Annotated in this window: 21 protein-coding genes and 1 riboswitch; of the genes, 14 read left to right on the forward strand and 7 right to left on the reverse strand. The window is 66.7% G+C overall.

Annotation, left to right across the window (positions count from 1 at the left end):
* The 7 genes from ACOI2T_RS11645 (at window position 1) to ACOI2T_RS11675 (ending at window position 7,905) form a co-directional block, all read left to right on the forward strand.
* The gene (locus ACOI2T_RS11645) at window positions 1–1,998 is read left to right on the forward strand and encodes an acetyl-CoA carboxylase biotin carboxylase subunit (protein ID WP_409501320.1); all 1,998 of its coding nucleotides are present in this window, start codon (window positions 1–3) and stop codon (window positions 1,996–1,998) included.
* A complete protein-coding gene (locus ACOI2T_RS11650; protein ID WP_409501321.1) occupies window positions 1,995–3,158 on the forward strand; it encodes an acyl-CoA dehydrogenase family protein in 1,164 nt (387 codons plus the stop codon). The genes ACOI2T_RS11645 and ACOI2T_RS11650 overlap by 4 nt, the downstream gene beginning before the upstream one ends.
* A complete protein-coding gene (locus tag ACOI2T_RS11655; RefSeq protein WP_409501322.1) occupies window positions 3,155–3,643 on the forward strand; it encodes a MaoC family dehydratase in 489 nt (162 codons plus the stop codon). The genes ACOI2T_RS11650 and ACOI2T_RS11655 overlap by 4 nt, the downstream gene beginning before the upstream one ends.
* Window positions 3,643–4,461 (forward strand): HpcH/HpaI aldolase/citrate lyase family protein, encoded by an 819-nt coding sequence (locus ACOI2T_RS11660; RefSeq protein ID WP_409501323.1) that lies wholly within the window; start codon window positions 3,643–3,645, stop codon window positions 4,459–4,461. The genes ACOI2T_RS11655 and ACOI2T_RS11660 overlap by 1 nt, the downstream gene beginning before the upstream one ends.
* Before the next feature lie 97 nt (window positions 4,462–4,558).
* Window positions 4,559–5,647, forward strand: a complete 1,089-nt coding sequence (gene pdhA / locus ACOI2T_RS11665; RefSeq protein ID WP_409501324.1) for a pyruvate dehydrogenase (acetyl-transferring) E1 component subunit alpha — start codon at window positions 4,559–4,561, stop codon at window positions 5,645–5,647.
* Window positions 5,648–6,706, forward strand: a complete 1,059-nt coding sequence (locus ACOI2T_RS11670; protein WP_409501325.1) for an alpha-ketoacid dehydrogenase subunit beta — start codon at window positions 5,648–5,650, stop codon at window positions 6,704–6,706.
* Window positions 6,703–7,905, forward strand: coding sequence for a dihydrolipoamide acetyltransferase family protein (locus ACOI2T_RS11675; protein WP_409501326.1), 1,203 nt, complete (start codon window positions 6,703–6,705; stop codon window positions 7,903–7,905). Before ACOI2T_RS11670 ends, ACOI2T_RS11675 begins: the two co-directional genes overlap by 4 nt.
* A gap of 7 nt (window positions 7,906–7,912) precedes the next feature.
* On the opposite strand, the gene ACOI2T_RS11680 is transcribed toward ACOI2T_RS11675, so the two are convergent.
* A complete protein-coding gene (locus ACOI2T_RS11680; RefSeq protein ID WP_409501327.1) occupies window positions 7,913–8,665 on the reverse strand; it encodes an enoyl-CoA hydratase in 753 nt (250 codons plus the stop codon).
* Between the two features lie 10 nt (window positions 8,666–8,675).
* On the reverse strand, window positions 8,676–9,284 hold the full coding sequence (locus ACOI2T_RS11685) for a class I SAM-dependent methyltransferase (RefSeq protein WP_409501328.1): 609 nt from the start codon (window positions 9,282–9,284) through the stop codon (window positions 8,676–8,678).
* Window positions 9,285–9,379: 95 nt separating this feature from the next.
* Between ACOI2T_RS11685 and ACOI2T_RS11690 the strand changes: the two genes are divergently transcribed.
* Entirely contained in the window at window positions 9,380–9,763 is a 384-nt protein-coding gene (locus tag ACOI2T_RS11690) for a hypothetical protein (RefSeq protein WP_409501329.1), read from the forward strand.
* 67 nt (window positions 9,764–9,830) lie between these two features.
* Here the strand turns inward: ACOI2T_RS11690 and ACOI2T_RS11695 are convergent, their stop codons facing one another.
* The 3 genes from ACOI2T_RS11695 to ACOI2T_RS11705 form a co-directional block, all read right to left on the reverse strand.
* Complete coding sequence (locus tag ACOI2T_RS11695; protein WP_409501330.1) at window positions 9,831–10,490, reverse strand: hypothetical protein; 660 nt, start codon at window positions 10,488–10,490, stop codon at window positions 9,831–9,833.
* 9 nt (window positions 10,491–10,499) lie between these two features.
* Entirely contained in the window at window positions 10,500–11,189 is a 690-nt protein-coding gene (locus tag ACOI2T_RS11700; RefSeq protein ID WP_409501331.1) for an MspA family porin, read from the reverse strand.
* Between the two features lie 325 nt (window positions 11,190–11,514).
* The gene (locus tag ACOI2T_RS11705; RefSeq protein ID WP_409501332.1) at window positions 11,515–12,213 is read right to left on the reverse strand and encodes an MspA family porin; all 699 of its coding nucleotides are present in this window, start codon (window positions 12,211–12,213) and stop codon (window positions 11,515–11,517) included.
* A gap of 379 nt (window positions 12,214–12,592) precedes the next feature.
* Here ACOI2T_RS11705 and ACOI2T_RS11710 point away from each other — a divergent pair, with 379 nt between their 5' ends.
* The 3 genes from ACOI2T_RS11710 to metE all read left to right on the forward strand — a co-directional run bounded on the left by ACOI2T_RS11710 (window position 12,593) and on the right by metE (window position 16,579).
* Complete coding sequence (locus tag ACOI2T_RS11710; protein WP_409501333.1) at window positions 12,593–13,201, forward strand: Rv2240c family protein; 609 nt, start codon at window positions 12,593–12,595, stop codon at window positions 13,199–13,201.
* 19 nt (window positions 13,202–13,220) lie between these two features.
* Entirely contained in the window at window positions 13,221–13,880 is a 660-nt protein-coding gene (locus ACOI2T_RS11715) for a sensor domain-containing protein (RefSeq protein ID WP_421876586.1), read from the forward strand.
* A 51-nt stretch (window positions 13,881–13,931) separates the two neighbouring features.
* Window positions 13,932–14,161, forward strand: a riboswitch (cobalamin riboswitch).
* A 129-nt stretch (window positions 14,162–14,290) separates the two neighbouring features.
* Complete coding sequence (gene metE, locus ACOI2T_RS11720) at window positions 14,291–16,579, forward strand: 5-methyltetrahydropteroyltriglutamate--homocysteine S-methyltransferase (RefSeq protein ID WP_409501335.1); 2,289 nt, start codon at window positions 14,291–14,293, stop codon at window positions 16,577–16,579.
* Here the strand turns inward: metE and ACOI2T_RS11725 are convergent.
* Window positions 16,576–17,985, reverse strand: a complete 1,410-nt coding sequence (locus tag ACOI2T_RS11725; RefSeq protein ID WP_409501336.1) for a short-chain fatty acyl-CoA regulator family protein — start codon at window positions 17,983–17,985, stop codon at window positions 16,576–16,578. The two genes, metE and ACOI2T_RS11725, sit on opposite strands and share 4 nt — an antisense overlap.
* 120 nt (window positions 17,986–18,105) lie before the next feature.
* Between ACOI2T_RS11725 and prpD the strand changes: the two genes are divergently transcribed.
* From prpD to ACOI2T_RS11740, 3 genes are read left to right on the forward strand one after another with little or no spacing between them, the layout of a single operon-like run.
* The gene (prpD, locus tag ACOI2T_RS11730) at window positions 18,106–19,611 is read left to right on the forward strand and encodes a 2-methylcitrate dehydratase PrpD (protein ID WP_409501337.1); all 1,506 of its coding nucleotides are present in this window, start codon (window positions 18,106–18,108) and stop codon (window positions 19,609–19,611) included.
* On the forward strand, window positions 19,608–20,525 hold the full coding sequence (gene prpB, locus ACOI2T_RS11735) for a methylisocitrate lyase (protein ID WP_409501338.1): 918 nt from the start codon (window positions 19,608–19,610) through the stop codon (window positions 20,523–20,525). Before prpD ends, prpB begins: the two co-directional genes overlap by 4 nt.
* A complete protein-coding gene (locus ACOI2T_RS11740) occupies window positions 20,522–21,682 on the forward strand; it encodes a bifunctional 2-methylcitrate synthase/citrate synthase (RefSeq protein ID WP_409501339.1) in 1,161 nt (386 codons plus the stop codon). Before prpB ends, ACOI2T_RS11740 begins: the two co-directional genes overlap by 4 nt.
* On the opposite strand, the gene ACOI2T_RS11745 is transcribed toward ACOI2T_RS11740, so the two are convergent.
* Window positions 21,657–22,142 carry a DinB family protein gene (locus ACOI2T_RS11745; RefSeq protein WP_409501340.1) on the reverse strand — a complete coding sequence of 162 codons (486 nt, stop codon included), beginning with the start codon at window positions 22,140–22,142 and terminating at the stop codon, window positions 21,657–21,659. The genes ACOI2T_RS11740 and ACOI2T_RS11745 overlap by 26 nt on opposite strands.
* Window positions 22,143–22,145: the final 3 nt, after the last annotated feature.

Consider the following 22,145-nt stretch of genomic DNA (forward strand, 5'->3'; position numbering starts at 1 on the left):
ATGAGTTCTTCGGTATTTGACACTGTCCTGGTGGCCAACCGCGGCGAGATCGCCGTTCGGGTCATCCGCACGTTGCGCGCCATGGGAATTCGTTCGGTCGCGGTGTTCAGTGACGCCGATGCCGGTGCGCGCCATGTGGCGGCCGCCGACGTCGCGGTCAACATCGGCCCGGCAGCGGCTCGGCAGAGCTATCTCAAGATCGACGCCGTCGTCGACGCCGCCCGCCGTACCGGAGCGCAGGCCGTGCATCCCGGGTACGGATTCCTCTCCGAGAACGCCGATTTCGCGGCCGGACTGCAGGACGCCGGCATCGTGTTCATCGGACCGCCCGCATCGGCGATCGCGACGATGGGTGACAAGATCGCGGCCAAGGCCGCCGTGTCAGCTTTCGGGGTGCCCGTCGTCCCCGGAATCTCACGTCCCGGCCTCACCGACGATGATCTGATCGCCGGGGCCGAAGAAGTCGGCTACCCGGTGCTCGTCAAGCCATCGGCAGGCGGCGGCGGCAAGGGCATGCGGGTGGTCGAGCGGGCGGCCGACCTGCCCGCCGCCCTGGTCAGTGCCCGCCGCGAGGCCGGTGCCGCGTTCGGCGACGACACGCTGTTCCTCGAACGATTCGTGTTGCGGCCCCGCCACATCGAAGTCCAGGTGCTCGCCGACGGTCACGGCAACGTGATCCACCTCGGCGAGCGGGAATGCAGCCTGCAGCGGCGCCACCAGAAGGTCATCGAGGAGGCACCCTCTCCGCTGCTCGATGCGGCCACTCGGGCCAGGATCGGCGCCGCGGCCTGCGACACCGCGCGTAGTGTCGACTACACGGGTGCCGGCACGGTGGAGTTCATCGTCTCCGCCGACCGGCCCGATGAGTTCTTCTTCATGGAGATGAACACCCGCCTGCAGGTCGAGCATCCGGTGACCGAGATGGTCACCGGCATCGACCTGGTCGAGCAGCAGATCCGCATCGCCGGCGGCGACAAACTCGCGATCGACCAGGACGACATCGTCATGTCCGGTCACGCCGTCGAGGCCAGGGTCTACGCCGAAGACCCCGCCAACGGATTCCTGCCGACCGGAGGGCCGGTGCTCGGGCTCGGTGAGCCGACCGGGGTCGGGGTGCGGGTCGATTCCGGGCTCGCGGCGGGCACGGTGATCGGCAGCGACTACGACCCGATGCTGTCGAAGGTCATCGCCCACGCCGACGACCGAGCGGCCGCGCTGCAGCGGCTCGACCGGGCGCTCGCCGACACCGCGGTGCTCGGCATCACCACCAACACCGAATTCCTGCGGTTCCTGCTGGCCGATCCCGACGTTGCGGCCGGGCGGCTCGACACCGGTCTGCTCGATCGCCGCGCACCGGACTTCAGCCGGACCGCGCCCGGGGATCAGGAACTCATCGCCGCCGCGGCCTACAAGTGGGTTCGGCACTGGACAACGGCAGGCGACGATCTCTGGCGGCTGCCATCGGGCTGGCGAATAGGCGAACGCGCACCCGCGGTCTTCCGCCTGCGCGCGGCCGACCGCACCGATCACGTGTACCTGACCGGCACACCCGGCCACGCGACCGTCACCGTCGAACACGGCGAAACCCACACGGTGAGTGCCGCTCTCGGCGACGGCCGGTTGACCCTGACGCTGGACGGGCTCCGCACCGACTACGTCGTCGCGGTGACCGATGGCCAGATCTGGCTGTCCGGTGGTGGGCGCACATTCCTCATCGAGGAAGTACGCGAGGCGCCCGTTCGCCCCGACGACGAACACAGCGGCGACGCCGAACTCGTCAGCCCCATGCCGGGATCGGTCGTCGCGGTGGGGGTTGACAGTGGTGCCGAGGTGGCCGCCGGAACCGTCGTCGTCACCGTCGAGGCCATGAAGATGGAACACGCGTTGACCGCACCCGTCGACGGTGTGGCCGAACTACTCGTCGCCCTCGGCGACCAGGTCAAGGTGGGTCAGCCGTTGGCCCGAATCACCGCTCGCACACAGGAGAACCAGCCATGAGCGATTTTATGTCAACCGGCTCGCTGCCGGACCACTATGAACAGTTGGCCAAAACCGTCCGCGACTTCGCGCAGAGCGTGGTCGCACCCGTGGCCGCGAAACACGATGAGGAACACTCGTTCCCGTACGAGGTCGTGGCGGGCATGGCCGACATGGGTCTGTTCGGTCTGCCGTTCCCCGAAGAATACGGCGGGATGGGCGGCGACTACTTCGCGCTGTGCCTCGCGCTGGAGGAACTCGGCAAGGTCGACCAGAGCGTGGCCATCACGCTGGAGGCCGGTGTGTCGCTCGGTGCGATGCCGGTGTATCGCTTCGGCAATGACGCACAGAAGCAGGAGTGGCTGCCGCTGCTCGCGAGCGGCAAGGCGTTGGGCGCGTTCGGCCTCACCGAGGCCGGTGGCGGCAGCGACGCCGGCGCCACGAAGACCACCGCGCGCCTCGACGACGGTCACTGGGTGATCAACGGCTCCAAGCAGTTCATCACCAACTCGGGTACCGACATCACCAAGCTTGTCACGGTCACCGCGGTGACCGGCGAGAAGCCCGACGGCAAGAAGGAGATCTCGTCGATCCTCGTGCCCGTGCCGATCGAGGGCTTCACCGCTGAACCGGCCTACAACAAGGTCGGTTGGAACGCCTCGGACACCCACCCGCTGAGCTTCGACGACGTCCGGGTGCCCGCCGAGAACCTGCTCGGGGAACGCGGCCGCGGCTATGCCAACTTCCTGCGGATCCTCGACGAGGGCCGCATCGCGATCGCCGCCCTGTCGGTCGGTGTGGCGCAGGGCTGTGTCGACGAATGTGTCCGCTACGCCAAAGAACGCCAGGCATTCGGCGCAGCCATCGGCACCTACCAGGCGATCGCCTTCAAGATCGCCAGGATGGAGGCACGTGCGCACACGGCCCGCGCGGCCTACTACGACGCCGCCGCGCTGATGCTGGCCGGCAAGCCGTTCAAGAAGGCGGCCTCGGTGGCCAAGCTCGTGTCCAGTGAGGCCGCGATGGACAACGCGCGTGACGCCACCCAGATCTTCGGCGGCTACGGCTTCATGAACGAGTACCCGGTGGCCCGGCACTACCGCGACAGCAAGATCCTCGAAATCGGGGAAGGCACAACGGAAGTGCAGCTCATGCTGATCGCGCGGGAGGCGGGCCTGTGACCGAACCGAGAATCGTCGAGCAGCGGGGGCTGTGGTTCGAGGAATTCGAGACCGGGGTGCGCTACCTGCACCGGCCCGGGCGCACCATCACCGAAGCCGACAACGTGCTGTTCACCACGCTCACCATGAACACTCAGGCGCTGCACCTCGACGCGGCCTTCTCCGACGCGCTGCCGCCGTTCAACCAACGGCTGGTGAACTCGATGTTCACGCTGTCCACGCTCGTCGGGCTTTCGGTCGCCCAGCTGACCCAGGGCACCATCGTCGGCAATCTCGGATTCTCCGAAATCTCGTTCCCCAAACCGCTTTTCCATGGTGACACGCTCTACGCCGAAACCGAGATCACCGACAAGCGGGCGTCCAAGAGCCGGCCGGGGGAGGGCATCGTGACCTTCGCCCACACCGGCCGCAATCAGCACGGTGACATTGTCGCCACCGCGTCGCGCAAAACCATGGTTCGGATGCGTCCGGCGGAGGAGGCATAGTGGCACTGGCGAATACCGGACCCGGCTGGCTGTTCTGCCCGGCCGACCGGCCGGAGCGGTTCGAAAAGGCCGCGGCGGCAGCCGATGTGGTGATCCTGGACCTCGAAGACGGCGTCGCGGCCAAGGACCGGGAGGCCGCGCGGCAGGCGCTGCTCGAAACCCGGCTCGACCCGTCGCGCACTGTCGTGCGGGTCAATCCGACCAGCACGCCCGACCACGAACTCGACTTGAAGGCCGTCGCAGCCACCGACTACACGACGGTCATGCTCGCCAAGTCCGAGCACCCCGACCAAGTGCGGGCGCTGGCGCCGCTGGACGTCGTCGTGCTCATCGAGACACCGCTCGCCGCGCTCAACGTCGTGCCGCTGGTGCAGCCCGACAACGCGTTCGCGGTGATGTGGGGCGCCGAGGACCTGTTCGCGGTCACCGGCGGCACAGCAAACCGGCGTGACGACGGCAGCTACCGCGATGTCGCCCAGCACGTGCGGTCACAGACACTGCTGGCGGCCAAGGCGTACGGCCGCATGGCGCTCGATTCGGTGTACCTCGACATCAAGGATCTCGACGGGCTGCGCGCCGAGGCCGACGACGCGGTCGCGGTCGGATTCGACGCCAAGGTGGCCATCCATCCGACCCAGGTCTCGGTCATCCGGGCGGCGTACGAGCCGACGGCTGAGCAGGCCGAATGGGCGCGACACGTACTCGCCGAAGCGCGCGTTCAGCGGGGCGTGTTCCAGTTCGGGGGCATAATGGTGGATGCCCCAGTGCTGCGACGTGCCGAGCGGATTGTCCAGCTAGCGCCACACCCAGGCGACTAGCCGGCGGCCCCTCACCAGGGGTTTTGCTCGTACCGCCGCTGCGCTGAGCACCTCACGGAATGACGGCGCAACATGCCGTCACCGACAAGGAGGCGGTATGGCCATCGGTGTTGAGCCTGTTGAGCTCGAGCTGGATCCGGTGCGGCTTGTCGATGCCGACGGATCACCCACCACGGAGGCTCGCTACAGCCGCGAGCTACCTCCCGAAACTCTCGCGTGGCTCTACGAGTCGATGGTCGTCACGCGCGACCTCGACTCCGAGTTCGTCAACCTGCAACGCCAGGGTGAGCTCGCGCTGTTCGCGTCGTGCCGAGGGCAGGAGGCCGCCCAGATCGGTGCGGCCGCATGTCTGCGCAAAACCGATTGGCTGTTTCCGCAATACCGCGAGATCGGCGCGTTCCTCCTGCGCGGCATCACCCCGGGCCAGATGGGCGCGGTGTGGCGCGGCAAATGGCACGGCGGCCTCGAGTTCACCAGCAAGTGTGTCGCACCGATCGCCATCCCCATCGGGACCCACGGACTGCACGCGGTCGGCGCGGCGATGGCCGCGCAACGCCTCGGTGAGGATTCCGTGACGGTCGCGTTCCTCGGTGACGGGGCCACCAGCGAGGGTGACGCCCATGAGGCGCTGAACCTCGCATCGGTGTTCGGCGCGCCGTGCGTGTTCTTCGTGCAGAACAACCAGTGGGCCATCTCGGTGCCCGTCAGCCGGCAACAAGCCGGACCTTCGATCGCACACCGCGCCATCGGCTACGGCATGCCCGGCATCCGGGTCGACGGTAACGACGTACTGGCCTGCTATGCCGTGATGGCCGAGGCCGCCGAGCGAGCCCGCCACGGCGGCGGGCCGACCCTGATCGAGGCGATCACCTACCGGATGGGACCGCACACCACGTCCGACGATCCGACGCGCTACCGCTCGGCCGACGAGGTCGACGAGTGGCGAGCCCGCGATCCGATAGCGCGGTACCGAACGTATCTGGAGTCTGTCGGCGTCTGGTCGGAGCGACTGCAGGAGCGGGTGGCGGCGCGATCGGCGCGGCTGTGCGCGGACCTGCGCGAGGCAATCGCCGGAGCGCCCGACTTCGACCCCGCCGAGATGTTCGACAGCGTCTACGCCGAGATCACCCCGGATCTGGCGCGGCAACGCGATCAGCTGCTCGCGGAACTGGCGAAGGAGGCATAAATGACCCAGATCATCGACCGGCCTGCCGCTCAAGGTGATTCGCCCGAGCCGTGGGGTCCGATCCTGACGCAGGTGCCGGTTGCGCGCGAGCTGACCATGGTGCAGGCGATCAACCAGGCCCTGCACGACGCGATGGCCGCCGACGACCGCGTGCTGGTGTTCGGTGAGGATGTCGCCACGCTCGGCGGGGTCTTCCGGGTCACCGACGGCCTCACCGAAACCTTCGGCACCGAACGGTGTTTCGACACTCCGCTGGCGGAATCAGCGATCATCGGGATCGCGGTCGGATTCGCGATACGGGGCTTCATTCCCGTTCCCGAGATCCAGTTCGACGGGTTCAGCTACCCGGCGTTCGACCAGATCGCCAGCCATCTGGCCAAGTACCGCATGCGAACCCACGGCGATGTCGACATGCCGGTGACCGTGCGAATCCCGTCGTTCGGCGGGATCGGTGCGGTCGAACATCACTCCGAATCCACCGAAAGTTATTGGCTGCACACCGCGGGTCTCAAAGTCGTGGTGCCCTCGACGCCGAGCGACGCGTACTGGCTGCTGAGACAGTCGATCACCAGCCCGGACCCGGTGATGTTCCTGGAGCCCAAGCGTCGCTACTGGGCCAAGGAACCCGTCGACACCGATACGCCGGGTCTGCCGATCGGGCGGGCAGCGGTGCGGCGCACCGGCACCGATGTCACGGTGCTCACCTACGGCGGGCTGGTCGCGACTGCGCTCAACGCGGCGGAGCTGGCCGCCGAACGTGGCTGGAGTATGGAGGTCGTCGACCTGCGCTCGCTCAACCCGCTCGATTTCGACACGGTCGCCGATTCGATTCGTCGCACCGGCCGCGCCGTCGTGATGCACGAAGGCCCGCGGACGCTGGGCTTCGGCGCCGAACTGGCCGCACGGATCTCCGAGGAGCTGTTCTACGATCTGGAAGCTCCGGTGTTGCGCGCCACCGGTTTTGACACCCCGTATCCGCCGGCCAGGCTGGAGAAAGTGTGGCTACCCGGCGTCGACCGGCTCCTCGACTGTGTCGAGCGCGCCATGGGGCAGCCGTGAGCGCCAAGGAGTTCCTGGTTCCCGACCTCGGCGAGGGACTCCAGGACGCCACCATCACGAGCTGGAACGTAGCGGTCGGTGACACCGTCGAGCTGAACCAGACGCTGTGCACGGTCGAGACCAACAAGGCCGAGGTCGAGATTCCGAGCCCATACGCCGGGCAGGTACTCGAACTCGGCGGTGCGGCCGGCGAGACGCTCGCCGTCGGCTCGCTGCTGGTGCGCATCGGCACCGTTGAAAGCTCGGCAAGTCCGGTACCTGCGGCCACGAATGGCACTGGCACGCACCGCAAACCGGTGCTCGTCGGCTACGGCACCGACGACGCCATGGACGTCAGCCGCCGCGCGACGGCGCCGTCCACGCCACCGACCGTGCGTGCCAGAGCCAAGCCACCGGTACGTAAACTGGCCGCCGAACTGCACGTCGACCTGGATGCCCTGAGCCCGGGATCCGGTCCAGAAGGCATCGTCACACGCGATGATGTGCTCGCCGCCGCGGGCAGCTCGGAACTGCGTGCTGTCAGTGGGGTGCAGGCGGAGATGGCGCGCCGAATGGCGTTGTCCCGGCACGAGATTCCTGACGCCCATGCCCGGGTCGACGTGGACGGCGCGGCGCTCCTGCGGCTCCGGGATTCGATCCGGGCCACCGATGCCGAGTTGCCGGTCACGCCGTTTGTGCTCACGCTGCGGTTGCTCACCATCGCGCTGCACCATCATCCGATCTTGAACTCGACCTGGGTGGAGACCACCGGTGGCCCGCAGATTCATCGGCACCCCTCGGTGCACCTGGGGTTCGGCGTGGCCGCACCGCGCGGCCTGCTGGTACCCGTCGTGCGCGACGCGGACCGGCTCACCACGCGGGAGCTCGCCGGCGTGGTCGCGCGACTGGTGGAGAGCGCCCGGGCCGGCACACTCAAGCCGCCCGAGCTGACCGGATCCACCTTCACGGTGTCGAACTTCGGCGCGCTGGGAATGGACGACGGGGTGCCGGTGATCAACTACCCGGAGGCCGCGATCCTCGGAATGGGGTCGCTGAAACCGCGGCCGGTCGTCAGCGACGGGGCGGTGGTTGCGCGTCCGACGATGTCATTGACCTGTGCGTTCGACCATCGCATCGCCGACGGCGCGCAAGTGGGTGCGTTCTTGCGCGAGTTGCGGCAGTTGATCGAAGAACCGGAACTGGCGCTACTCGAGCTGTAGTGAGGTGCTACTTCCGTTTGGCGGCAGCCAAACGCTGTGCGAACTCAGGCGATTCGATCGACCGTGCCTGCGGGCCGAGCTCGGTGTCCACGGCGATGCGGTGCTGATCCGAATCGACGACACCGGGATTCGCGGTGGCCCGCATCGACGCCTTGGTGGCCAGCACCACCTCGCGCGGCGCACCGGCCGGCCCGGCGGCGAGTTCACGTGCGGCGGCCACCGGATCGTCGGCAACGCTGAGCGCCAGGCCGTGGCGCACCGCCGCTTCGGCATCGAATCGCATGCCGAACAGCAGCGACGCCCGGGCCACCTGGGGACCCGCCGCGCGCTGCAGCATCCACGTCGCACCACCGCCGGGATGGATGCCGAGCTTCTGGAACCGTGGATCGAACAACGCGGCCGGCCCGGCGATACGCACATCGGCAGCCAGCGCGAGGTTCAGGCCGGCCCCGACCGCCGGGCCGTTCACCGCCGCGATCGTCGGCAACGAACAGTGGGCAACGGCAAGGAAGCCGTCGTAGATCTTGCGCAGACCCTCCTCGGTCGCCGCACCGAGCGCCGTGAGGTCCGCACCCGCGCAGAACGCTTTGCCTGCGCCGGTGACGATCACCGCGTGTACATCCGAATTGGCTTCCGCTGCCTGCACCGCGGCGCGCAATGCGGCCGACATCTCGAACGTCACGGCGTTGCGGCGGTCGGGATCGTTGACGGTGAGCACTGCGACACGGTCGACAAGATCGACCAAAACGGATTCTGACACGGCACTGAGCCTAGTTCCCGTTGCACCACCGCAGTAGGTAGCGGTAGTACAGGGCACGCCGAATCGTGGCTCCCGGCAGAATCTCGTCGGCGGCACGGCGGATCTCGTCGAGGCTCTCCGCGGGCTCGGCGACGGTCACGCCGATGTCCCTGGTCTCGCGATGCCACCACGAACCCGCGCGGGCCGCCGGCAGGCACAACGCCGACCACAGCCAGTCCCGAACTGTCTTGTTGGCCGACAACCCCACCACTGCGATCTCACCCGACGGAGTCAGCAACCCGCGCGCCTTCGTGAGCGCACCGCGCAGATCCATGTGGTGCAGGCTTGCGACCATCGTGATGAGGTCGAACCGGCGTGGCCCGGGATCGAAGTCAGTGAAACCGGCTTGGGTGACGGTCGCGTTGGGGTGGTCGGCAAGTCGGAGCCACGCGCGTTGCAGCGCCGCGGGTTCCGGGTCGATCGCGGTCACCGAGCGCGACACCGGAGCCAACCGCTGTGCCAACAGGCCGTCGCCGCAACCGACGTCGAGAACGTCACCGCGCCGCTGTGCGGCGATCTTCACCAGCCACGGGTGATAGGCGGTGTTGTGATTCCAGTACGTGTCGCTCGGCGGTGTCACCCCTCCGACTGTGCCATCAACCACGGGGTGAGATTTCACCTGGCCGTCAGCTGCCGTCTGACGAAACACGTATCCCGTTGGGGGACAATGTCTTTATGCTGGATACCCGTCCCGACCAGGATGCGCCGGAGCGGACGCCATGGCACGAGTCGGACTGGGCCGTGGTTGTCGCGGGCATCGGCGGTCTGCTGGTTATCGGCGCGCTCGCATTCGCCGTCTTCATGACATCGCACCAGTCGACGCTGCCGGCGCTGCCGCACGAAACGACGACGTCCACGCTGACCACAGCGTCTACCACACGACACACCCTGTCCTCGTCGACGACACGTCCGGTTCCCGTGACCACCAGCGAGCTCACCGAACCGGCGATCGTGCCGCCCGCACCGGAAGAGTCGCCGGCAAGCACGTCCGAGCCCGCGACCACCACGATGACGAACCCCTACGCGACGACGACCGTCGCGAATGCGGGGGCCGTGTGAGGATGCACGGCGGCTCCGGCCGGCTCCTGCAACCAATGCCTGGTCACAGGAGCGGCCGGTCGGCCGATCAGGGGATGGGCGGCGGTGCCGGAGCCTGCGGCGCCGCCGGGTCGGCGGGCGGCGCGGGCTCGGGCAGGTATTGCACGAGGCCCGGTGGGACGTTGGTTCCTGGTGGTGGTGCCGTACCGGGCAGGGGCTGACCGAGCTGCTCCTTGGGAAGCTGGCCGAGCAGCGAACCCCGGAGGTTGCCGTTCTTGTACAGCTCGTGCAACTGCTTGATGTAGTCGATCCCGGAGATGTCGGCGTTCTCCTGTCCGGGTGCCACGCCCACCACCGAACCCTGGCCGGGGGCCGAGGGTACTTCGTTCTGCGGCAGCACGTAGCCGTTGCTGAACGCCCTCAGGTTGGGCGGCGTGCCGGGCGGCCCGCCCGGAGACGCGTTCTGGGCCAGCAGACTCTTGGGGTCGAGGCTCACGCCTTCGGGAAGGCCGAGTGGGCCTGCGGTCGGTGTGCCGGTCTGCTCAAGCAGCGCAAGTCCGTTGGGCCCCAACGGAGCACCGATCCCGGGAACCGTCGGGCCGGGCGGGGGCGGTGGTGGCGGTGGCGCGGGAACCGCCGGATTGGCGGGTGCATCCGGAGCCGGTTCGGCGCCGGCGGCCGCCGCTGAGGCGACCGCCGCGCCGAGAGCCAGGATGCCGGCCGCCACGACGCGGTGTGTCGGCTTCACGGGGTTACCTCAGACTGCCTTGGTGACGCCGTAGTACGCGACGACGTCGTCGGTGTCGGTCGTCGAGCTGGTCAGGATCGCGTAGGACCGCAGGAAGGACTGGCCTGCGCAGCCGTCGAGCTTGATGTGGACGTCTTTGATCGTGACCCGCACCGGTGCGGCCTTGAAGGACTTCTTGGTCACCGAAACGTTGTTCACGGTACCGGGCTTGAGGTGGATTTCGAGGGTTCCGGACAGCGGAACGCTCAGTCCGGTCGGGATCAGGCCGCCGAGCGTGGATCCGGAGGTGCTGAGGCCGACCGAGCCGATCAGGCGGACCTGGCCGAGCTCGATACCGCAGCCGATCTGGTAGCCGGTGTCCAATGTCCCGCCGGTCAGCGTGGATTCGCCCGAGCCCGACACACTGCCGGTGAAGGTGGCCGCGACCATGTACTCGCGCGAGGACACGGCGGTGGTCAAAGGCGCAACGGGCAATTGGCTTTCGTTGGATGCCGCGACCGTCAGAGTCCAGCCGTCAGGAGTGGTGACCACGCCAGGCGCCGCAGACGCGACGACGCCATTGTCCGGTGGCGGCGGAGCGTCGGCCACCGGCGCGGCGGGATCCGGTGGCGGAGGTACGGGTTCGGCTGACGCAAGCGGGGCCACCGCAATGGGGGCCAACATGCAGACTGCAGCCAGTTTGGCAAAACGATTCAACATGCGTGAACTTGCGCCTCTCATGGGGTCTGAATCCACTGGATCAACGAATTGTCGGAGAAGCCAAGGGATTCAAGGAATCTGTCGCGACGAATCATGAACGGATGGCATTGCGAGACGGTGAACTGTCGGGCAACAGATCAGGCCGTGCGACCGTCCAATGGGCATGCTGGAGCTGTGATGTTCCTGCAAACGCACTGCGGCGGGTGGCAACCAACAGACTCGACCGAATATTCCCGAATATCAATGCATTCAAATACGATCAACAAAAAGCGTGGTCGAGCCAGGCAAACCCGGCTCGACCACGCTTTCCGAATCCCGGTGTGTGTCAGACAGCCTTGGTGACACCGAGGTAGGTGATGACGTCGTCGGTGTTCTCGGTCGATGCGGTGAGCGTCGCGTACGAGCGGATGAACGACTGGCCGGCGCACTGGTCGAACTTGATGCGGACACCGGTGATGGTGACGCGGGTGGAATCACCCTTGAAGGTCTTCTTGTCGATGGGGACGATCGTCACGGTGCCCGGCTTGAGGTACACCTTGCCCTGAAGGTTGATACCGGTACCGAAACCCACATCGGTGGCCGCGCCGGTGAACGGCACCCTGATGGACGGGGAAAAGCTTGCGCCCGGGTTGATCTCGGTCTCGTCAGAGACAATTCCGCAGCCGATCTGCTGGCCGGCTTCGAGCGTCCCACCGGTCAGTTTGGTCTTGCCGGAACCGGTGATCGTGCCGGTGAACGTGCCCGCCACCAGGTACTCGCGCGAGGACACCGCGGTGGTCAACGGCGCCACCGGCAACTGGCTCTCATTGCTGCCCGCGACGGTCACGTGCCAGCCGTCGGGGGTATCGAGGACGCCCGGAGGGGCCGACGGCACCGCGCCGGTGTCCGGCGCAGGCGGTGCCGGTGCGGCGACCGGCGCTGCGGGATCCGGTGGCGGAGGTACGGGTTCGGCTGACGCAAGCGGGGCCACCGCGATCGGGGCCAACATGCAGACTGCAGCCAGTTTGGCAAAACGATTCAACATGCGTGAACTTGCGCCTCTCATGGGGACTGAATCCGCTGGGGCCGACACAACTTCGGAGAAGCCAAGGGATTCAAGGGATCTGTCGCGACGAATCATGAACTGATCGCATTTCGAAACGGTGAACAAAGCGCCAACACATCGCGCCACATTCCCATCCGGCAGGGTTTTCCGGAAACTGTGAACTTCCTGGTAATTGACTGCGCACCAACGTAATACATTCAACTGTGGCGTGCCAGGCCCCGGACATGCAATGGACGGCAGGTGGAGCGGGAGCATTTGCCGGTCGTTCACCTTTGAGACACATGTTGCGCCGACGGTATGGGAGCAATGGCCGGCGATGCCCGATTGCGTGCTGGCAGTTGGATTTTTGGAGGACTAGGTGAGGTCGTCAAACCTGTGTGGGCGAGGTCTGGCGGTGCTCGGTGTCGCACTGGGCATCGGAATCGCAGTGGGGCCAACGGCGTCTGCCGATCCCGACGCGGTCGTCCAGACCGAGGCGGGCGCGGTTGCCCCCGCGCCTGCAGCACCCGCGGCACCGGTGGCTGTTCCGGATCCGACGGCTCCGGCGCCCGATCCGATGGCCGCGGGCCCGGTGTCTGCCGGTGACGCCAGCCCGGCAGCGGTCGCGGCGTGCTCACTTTTCGCCGAGGCGCTGGACAACGCATCGGTGTTCTACGGGGATTTCGCGGACACGATCGACGGCAGCACCCGTCCCGACTACTCGGACCCGATCGTCAATACCACCAACGTGAGCGGTCGTACCGCACTGCGGGAATCGGCTGCGAAGGCGATGAATGCGGCTGGGACACCGGGGTTGTCACCCGATATCGCCAGCCCGATGCGTGCCTGGTCGGTGGACGCGACCAAGCTGTTGCTGAAGATGGGGTTGCGGGGCAGCGGGGACACGCTGAATGTGACGGCCAGCGAACTCAACGACGATGCCCACAATGCCCAGATGGCGTGCGCGCTGGCCGGTACGCATGCCTGAGCGCCGCCTGCTGCGCTGTGTGACCGCCTTCATTGCCCTGCTTGTCATGCTCACCGGGTGCGCGGGCCACGGCAACGTCGATGCGGAGCCCACCGTTGTCGGCGACGCCGACCTCAACGGCCTGCTGCTCAGCACCGATCAGATGAACACCCTGATGGCGACCACCGGGATGACGTCGCATCCGATGGTGACCACGATGGGTGATCACCGCAATCTGCTGCCCAACCTCAATTGTCTTGGGGTATGGCAGGTTAACGAGGCGGCGATATACGGCGACGGGTGGAACGCGCTGCGTCAGCAGCTGTTGCGTTCACCGGACACCGACAACTGGGACAACCTCGTCGTCCAATCGGTGGTCTCCTACCCGTCCGAGCAGGATGCCCGTGACTTCTATCGAGAGTCGGCCGATCGGTGGTCGAAGTGCGCCGACCACAACGTGAACATCAATCTCAACGGTCAGCAGTTACCCAAGTGGAAGAGTGGGGCGCTGGCGGAGACCGACACCGAGCTGTCGATGCCGTTCACGCGTGGAACGGGTGTGCAGGCGCGGTCATGCCAGCGTGTGTTGGCGGTCGAGGCGAACGTGATCATCGATGTCCAGGCCTGTAAACCCGCGTCGGAAACCGTCACTCAGGCGGCGATGGTCGCCGATACCATCAAGGCGTCGCTGCGCAGGTGAGCCGGTACTGCGCCGGCGACGGCGAGTAACCTGGTCGTCGCAGCTGGTTTGTCGATGCCGGCCTCGGCCGGTGTCGACATCGAGCGTCGCACGCTTGAAGAGGTGCGACGTGAGAGGGAACCCGGTGAGAATCCGGGACTGTCCCGCAGCGGTATGCAGGAACGACCGCCGTCATCAGCACTGGCACGCAGAACACTGCGGCTGGGAAGCGACGGCCACTAGGTGCACGAACATCGTGCGTGCCTGCGAGTCCGAAGACCTGCCGGTTGTACCGGGCGCGCCGCGCCCGGTGGTTCATCGCCTCGTGGAATGGGCGTGTGGCCGACGCGGTCCGCTCGTGGCGGGTGACCGTGCTCGGCTCGGGCGTCCGCTGGCGGTGACCATCCCGTCGCAGTTCGAAGGACGTCGTCATGAGCACAACCGCTACACCGTTCACCGCCACCGTTCTCGGGTCACCTCGCATCGGCCCGAACCGCGAACTCAAGCGCGCGGTCGAGAAATACTGGGCCGGTTGCATCGACCGCGGCGAGCTCGAAGCCGTCGCGGCCGGTCTGCGCCGCGAAACCTGGCGCGCGCTAACCGCGGCGGGCCTGGACTCGGTCCCGGTGAACACCTTCTCCTACTACGACCAGGTACTGGACACGGCAGTGCTGTTGGGTGCGTTGCCGTCTCGGGTCGCGGTGATTCCAGACGAACTCGACCGGTACTTCGCCGCGGCTCGCGGGACCGATGTGATCGCGCCACTGGAGATGACCAAGTGGTTCGATACCAACTACCACTATCTCGTTCCCGAGATCGGTCCGGAGATCACCTTTGCGCTGAATCCCGCCAAGGTGCTCGCAGAGTTGGAAGAAGCCGCGGCACACAATATTCCGGCACGTCCCGTGGTCATCGGACCGATTACCTTCCTGGCGCTGTCGAAGGCGGGGAACGGTGCGCCGATCGACCGGCTCGACGAGCTCGTCGGGGTGTACGCCGAGCTGCTGGAGCTGCTCGCGGACAACGGCGCGCAGTGGGTGCAGCTCGACGAGCCCGTGTTGGTGACCGACATCCTCGACAACGGTGCCGAACTGGCCGAGCGCACGTACGCGCGGCTAGCCGGCCTCGCGCACCGCCCCGCGCTGTTTGCCGCGACATACTTCGGCGAGTTGGCCGACGTGCTGCCGGCACTGGCCCGTACGCCGGTCGAGGCGATCGGGGTCGACCTCGTGGCCGGGCGTGCCGCAGCCGTCGCAGCCGTGCCGGAGCTGGCCGACAAGCTCGTCGTCGCCGGCGTGGTCGATGGCCGCAACGTGTGGCGCACCGATCTGGAAGCCGCGCTGGGCAGTCTGGATGCGCTGTCGGAATGCGCCGGCCGCGTGGCCGTTTCGACATCCTGCTCGACGCTGCACGTGCCGTACAGTCTCGGCGCCGAGCCGCAACTCGACGACGCCCTGCGTAGTTGGCTGGCGTTCGGGTCCGAGAAGGTCACCGAGGTGGTCGTGCTGGCGCGCGGCCTGAAGGACGGACCGGACGCGATCGCGGCCGAGGTCGCGGCGTCCAACGGCGCAATCGCGTCGCGCAAGAACGATCCCCGGCTCGACAACGGCGAGATCCGCGCGCGCATCTCATCGATCAGGGCGTCGGGCGCCGAGCGTGGACCTGCTGATGTGCGTCGTGCCGCTCAGAACGACCGATTGCGGCTGCCGTCGTTGCCCACGACGACCATCGGGTCCTACCCACAGACGTCGGCCATTCGGCTCGCTCGCGCCGACCTACGGGCCGGCAGGATCGACGCGGCCGAATACGAGCGCCGGATGAGGGCCGAGATCGCCGATGTCATCAAGCTTCAAGAGCAGCTGGGACTCGACGTGCTCGTGCACGGGGAACCCGAACGCAACGACATGGTGCAGTATTTCGCCGAGCAACTGGACGGATTCTTCGCGACGCAGAACGGCTGGGTGCAGTCGTACGGCAGCCGCTGTGTACGCCCGCCGATCCTGTACGGCGATGTCGCCCGGCCGAAACCGATGACGGTCGTGTGGATCACGTACGCACAGTCCTTGACCGACAAGCCCGTCAAGGGCATGCTCACCGGACCGGTGACCATCCTGGCGTGGTCGTTCGTCCGGGACGATCAACCGCTGGCCGATACGGCCGCTCAGGTGGCACTCGCGATCCGCGATGAGACGGTAGACCTGCAAGCAGCGGGCATCGCGATCATCCAGGTGGACGAACCCGCGTTGCGCGAACTGCTGCCGTTGCGGTCAAAAGGCCAGGGGGCCTATATCGAGTGGGCGGTCGAGGCGTTCCGGTTGGCCACGTCCGGCGTCGCGGACGCCACCCAGATCCACACACATCTGTGCTATTCGGAGTTCGGCGAGGTGATCGGGGCGATCGCCGATCTCGATGCCGACGTGACCTCGATCGAGGCGGCGCGTTCACATATGGAGGTGCTCGGCGATCTCAACGCTGCGGGTTTCGCCAACAGCGTCGGCCCGGGCGTCTACGACATCCACTCACCACGCATACCGGGCGTGGATGAAATCGCCTCGTCGCTTCGAGAGGCACTCAAAGCGGTTCCCGCTGAACGGCTCTGGGTGAACCCCGACTGCGGGTTGAAGACCCGGACGACCGATGAGGTGACCGAGTCGCTCAAGCATCTGGTGGCCGCGGCAGCAGAGGTGCGCGGGTCAGAGTCGGGCTCACGCTCGGGCTAGAGCACCGGCGGATACGGGAGATCGCTGCTGGTCTGCGGATCCACCTGGACCGGCCTGCCCACATACGGGAACGCCCGCTGTGGGCAGGCCGGCCGGTCACAGATCCGGCAGCCCGCTCCGATGGGCACCGTGGCCGCGGGATCGCCGAGGTCGATGCCGACGGAGTAGACGAGTTTGTCCGCATGGGCCAGGTCGCAGCCCAGGCCGATCGCAAAGCGCTTCGGGGTCCCGAGGTACCGGACGGGCGTCGAGGGCGACGTCTTGGCGACCCAGAAATAGCTGCGCCCATCGGGCATCTGCGCGACCTGGGTGAGAAACTCGCCCGGCCGCGAAAATGCGTGGTGAACCACCCACAGCGGGCAGTTCCCGCCCACGCGGGAGAAGTGAAAGGCCGTGGCGGACTGTCGTTTTGAGATGTTTCCCGCGCTGTCGGTACGGACGAAGATGAAGGGCACCCCGCGAGCGTCCGGCCGTTGGAGCGTGGACAGGCGATGGCAGACGGTTTCGAATCCGACCTCGAACCGGCGTGCGAGCTGGTCGATGTCGTACCGCAGTTCCTCGGCGGCCCTGAGAAACATCCCGTATGGCAAAAGTACGGCGCCCGCGAAATAGTTCGCCAACCCGATCCGTGCGACGTCGCGAGCCTCTGGGCTGAGCTTGTCGTCGGTGGCCACGATCGCGGCGATCAGATCCGAGTGCATCAGCAGTGCGAGCTGCGTGGCGAGCTGAAATGCGCGTTGGCCGGGATGTAACCACCGGGCCACGTACAGTGCCCCAACGTCGGGTCGATAGCGGCGTTTCATGTTGGGCGCCAACACATCACCGTCGTCGATCACCACCGTGACGCCGTGCGTCTCGTACAACACTTCCGCGAGCTGGCCATCGAGACCGCCCGTGCGTAGCCGGTGGCGGGCGAACAGTTCCTCGGCAGCGCGGTCGAGTTCATCGATGTAATTACGGCGGTCGTAGAAGAAATCCCGGACCTCCTCGAACGGCATCGGCGGTTGCCCGCCCGTCGCGGTGTCGAGGTTGGCCCGCCCGTGCACCGCCTCGAGCTCTGCGGTCGCGTCGTGCAGGCGGCGGTGCAAGCTCACCAATGTGTGCCCGATTTCGGGCATCCGAGCCACGAGTTCCTCGATTTGAGCCGCGGTGGCGGGATGTTCGGAGAGTGCCTCGCGCAGGTCGGACACCAAGCGGGCGTCGGCGTCGGGGGCGAAGTAGTGCGTGGGCAGGTCGAACCGGTCGGCAAGCGCCAACAGCACCGGGACGGTGATAGGGCGTTGATCGTTCTCCAGCTGGTTGACGTAGCTGGTGGACAGCCCGAGGGCACGCGCAAGCGCGACCTGTGTCAGGCCCCTGTCGTCCCGCAGCCGCCTCAGGCGGGCGCCAGCGAAAGTCTTCGCCATCGGGGACGAGGTTACTCCGCCTCGCTTTCGCAACATTCGCAAATCCGGCGAGGTAAGGATGCAAAGTTACGCAGTTACAGGTGCTTCCGCTGATCATGTGGTCTGCGTACCGTGCGAATCATGCGTGAACATCACGTCAGAAGCCGGCGCAGCGCCGAAGAATTTCCGCGCTCCCAACACCTGGCCTGGAAGATCGCCGAGGTCGCTGCGGACCCGGTGCCCGTACTGCCGGAGACCGAGGCGATGGTGCTCAACCGCATCATCGACAACGCCGCGGTGTCGGCGGCGTCCGTGCTCCGCAGGCCGGTCACGGTCGCCCGCGAGCAGGCACTGTCGCACCTGCGCCGTCAGGGTGCCGCCGTCTTCGGTGTCGACAGCACCGTTTCGGCGGAATGGGCCGCATGGGCCAACGGGGTTGCGGTACGTGAACTCGATTTTCACGACACGTTCCTGGCCGCGGACTATTCACACCCGGGCGACAACATCCCGGCACTCGTCGCCGTCGCACAACAACTCGGTGTGCGCGGCGCCGACTTGATCCGCGGGATCGCCACGGCCTATGAGGTGCAGATCGACCTCACCAAGGGAATCTGCCTGCACGAACACAAGATCGACCACGTCGCCCACCTCGGACCGTCCGTGGCGGCCGGGCTGGGCACCATGCTGCGCCTGGACCCCGAAACGATTTACGCCGCAATCGGTCAGGCGCTGCACCTGACGACCGCGACGCGGCAGTCGCGCAAGGGTCTCATCTCGAGCTGGAAGGCATTCGCGCCTGCCTGGGCGGGCAAGGTCGCGATCGAGGCCGTCGACCGTACGATGCGTGGCGAGGGTTCGCCTGCCCCGATCTGGGAGGGTGAAGACGGCGTGATCGCCTGGTTGCTCGGCGGTCCCGAGCACACCTACCGCGTACCGCTGCCCGCAGCAGGTGAGCCCAAACGCGCGATTCTCGACAGCTACACCAAGGAGCACTCGGCCGAGTACCAGAGCCAGGCGCCGATCGACCTGGCCCGTCGGATGCGCGACCGCATCGGCGACCTCGACCAGATCGCCTCGATCGTGTTGCACACCAGCAATCACACCCACGTGGTGATCGGCACGGGATCCAACGATCCGCAGAAGTTCGATCCCGCCGCCTCGCGCGAAACACTCGACCACTCAGTGATGTACATCTTCGCGGTCGCGTTGCAAGACGGCACCTGGCATCACGAACGCTCCTACGCCCCGGAACGCGCCCACCGGCCAGACACCGTCGAACTGTGGAAGAAGATCTCCACCGTCGAGGATGCGGAATGGACCCGGCGTTACCACGCCGCCGACCCGGCCGAAAAGGCATTCGGCGCCAAGGCCGTTGTGACGCTCAAGAACGGTGACACGATCGTCGACGAACTCGCGGTCGCCGACGCACATCCACTGGGCGCCCGGCCGTTCGAGCGCCCGCAGTACATCGCGAAGTTCACCGAACTCGCCGACGGGATGGTCGAAACCGCCGAACAGCAGCGGTTTCTGGCCGCCGTCGATGGACTCGCGGCGATCAAGCCGGGCGGATTGGACGCCTTGAACGTCAGGGTCGATCAACGGGTGCTCGACAAGGCGCCGAGCGTGCCGTCGGGGATCTTCCGGTGAGCGGGCTGCTGGCCTCGGCGATCACCGCTGCCGAGAAACGTCGGCGACTTCGGGTCGCGCTGGAATCCGGTCGGCTGCAACGCTTCCCGGGAGCCTTCTCGCCGCTCGTGGCCAAGCTGACAGCCGAGGTCGGGTTCGATGGGGTGTACGTGTCGGGTGCGGTGCTGTCGGCAGACCTCGGCCTGCCAGACATCGGCCTGACCACCTTGACCGAGGTGTGTGGCCGCGGAGCCCAGATCGCCTCGGCCACTGATCTTCCGACGCTCATCGATGCCGACACCGGGTTCGGCGAGCCGATGAATGTGGCCCGCACCGTAACGCTGCTCGAAGACGCCGGCCTGGCCGGGCTTCACCTGGAGGATCAGGTCAACCCGAAGCGCTGCGGCCACCTCGACGGCAAGTCCGTGGTCGACACCGCGGAGATGGTCAAGCGACTGCGGGCGGCGGTGTGTGCCCGGCGCGACGCCAACCTCATCGTCTGCGCCCGCACCGATGCCGCGGGAGTCGAGGGGCTGCCCGCCGCCATCGAGCGGGCAAAGGCGTACGCCGACGCCGGAGCCGATCTCATCTTCACCGAAGCTCTGCGAACGCCAACGGAATTCGAGCAGTTCCGGGCTGCCGTCGATACGCCGCTGCTGGCGAACATGACCGAGTTCGGCAAGTCCGAACTGCTCACGGCGCGTCAACTCTCCGACATGGGCTACAACGTCGTTATCTACCCGGTGACCACGCTGCGCCTCGCGATGCATGCCGTGGAGGCCGGCCTTCGCGACATCATCTCGTCCGGTACCCAGGCGGGCCTGGTGGACCGCATGCAGAGCCGCAGCCGGCTGTACGGGTTGTTGCGCTACGCCGACTACAACGACTTCGACTCCGACATCTACAACTTCGCGCCGCAGGAGGCGAGACCATGACTGCTTCGACCGGAGAGGCGCCACAGATCCGGAAGGGTCTTGCCGGCGTCGTGGTGGACACCACCGCGATCTCCAAGGTGGTACCCGAGACCAATACTCTGACCTACCGGGGTTATCCCGTGCAGGAGCTTGCCGCGCAGTGCAGCTTCGAGCAGGTCGCGTATCTGCTGTGGCACGGTGAATTGCCCGACGATCAGGAACTGGCGTTGTTCAACCAGCGGGAGCGCGCCTCCAGGCGGCTGAACCGGTCGATGTTGTCACTGCTGGCGAAACTGCCGGACAGTTGTCATCCGATGGACGTCGTGCGCACCGCGATCAGCTATCTGGGTGCCGAAGACCCCGACGAAGACGACAGCAGTGTGGCGGCGAACTACGCAAAGTCGTTGCGTATGTTCGCGGTTCTGCCCACGATCGTCGCCGCCGACATGCGCAGGCGGCGCGGGCAGGATGTCATCGCGCCGCACTCGCACCTGGGGTATGCGCAGAATTTCCTCAACATGTGTTTCGGTGAGGTGCCGGACCCGGTTGTGGTCGAAGCGTTCGAGCAATCGATGATCCTCTACGCCGAGCACAGCTTCAACGCGTCGACGTTCGCCGCGCGCGTCGTCACGTCGACCCGATCCGACATCTACAGTGCGGTAACGGCTGCGATCGGCGCGCTGAAAGGGTCACTGCACGGCGGGGCCAACGAAGCCGTCATGCGCGACATGCTGGCGATCGGCTCGGCCGACCGTGCTCCGGAATGGTTGCACGCCAAGCTGTCTCGCAAAGACAAGGTGATGGGGTTCGGGCATCGTGTCTACCGCAACGGGGATTCCCGCGTGCCGACCATGAGGGATGCGCTCTACCGGGTGGCTGCGATACGCGACGGCAGGCACTGGCTGGACATCTACGAGTCGCTGGAACAGAACATGCTCGCCGCGACGGGAATCAAGCCCAACCTCGACTTCCCGACCGGTCCGGCATACCACCTGATGGGCTTCGACATTCCGAGCTTCACCCCGATCTTCGTGATGAGTCGCATCACCGGCTGGACGGCGCATGTCATGGAACAGGCCGCCTCCAATGCGCTCATCCGGCCGCTGAGTGACTACAGCGGCCCTCCGCAGCGTGCGCTCGTCCGTGACCGGGTCAACGGCCCGTCGACCCGTCGATGAGCTCCCGCAGGATGTCCATGTGTCCCGCGTGGCGGCCGGTTTCTTCGATCATGTGCGTGAGTGCCCACCGCATGGACGGCGGTTGGCCTTGACGGGTCGGGCGCGCGCACGGTGATTCCAGATCGGCGCAGGACGTGATCGCCTCGTTGGCCTGGGCGATAGCCCGCTCGTATTCCGCGGTAAGCGACTGCACGTTGCTGTCCGCGGCAGCGTGGAACGTCGCGGGCCAGTCGGCGACCGCCTCGCCCAGGAACGTGAACCGCTCGACGTTGACCAGATGGTTGAGCAGCCCGAGGAGATTCGTCCCGGACGGGACTGCGGGTTGGCGCACGTGCGGTTCGGACGCGCCCTGCACCTTCGCGATCACGCACTCGCGCAGGTAATCGAGAAATCCGAGTAGAACGTCGCGTTCGCTGCCGCCCGTCGCGGGCGGTGGCATGTCTTTTCGCCGCCGTGCCATGTG

The organism is Mycolicibacterium wolinskyi str. Jessa 2025 (assembly GCF_049241375.1).
In the GTDB taxonomy this organism is placed as follows: Bacteria; Actinomycetota; Actinomycetes; order Mycobacteriales; family Mycobacteriaceae; genus Mycobacterium; species Mycobacterium wolinskyi.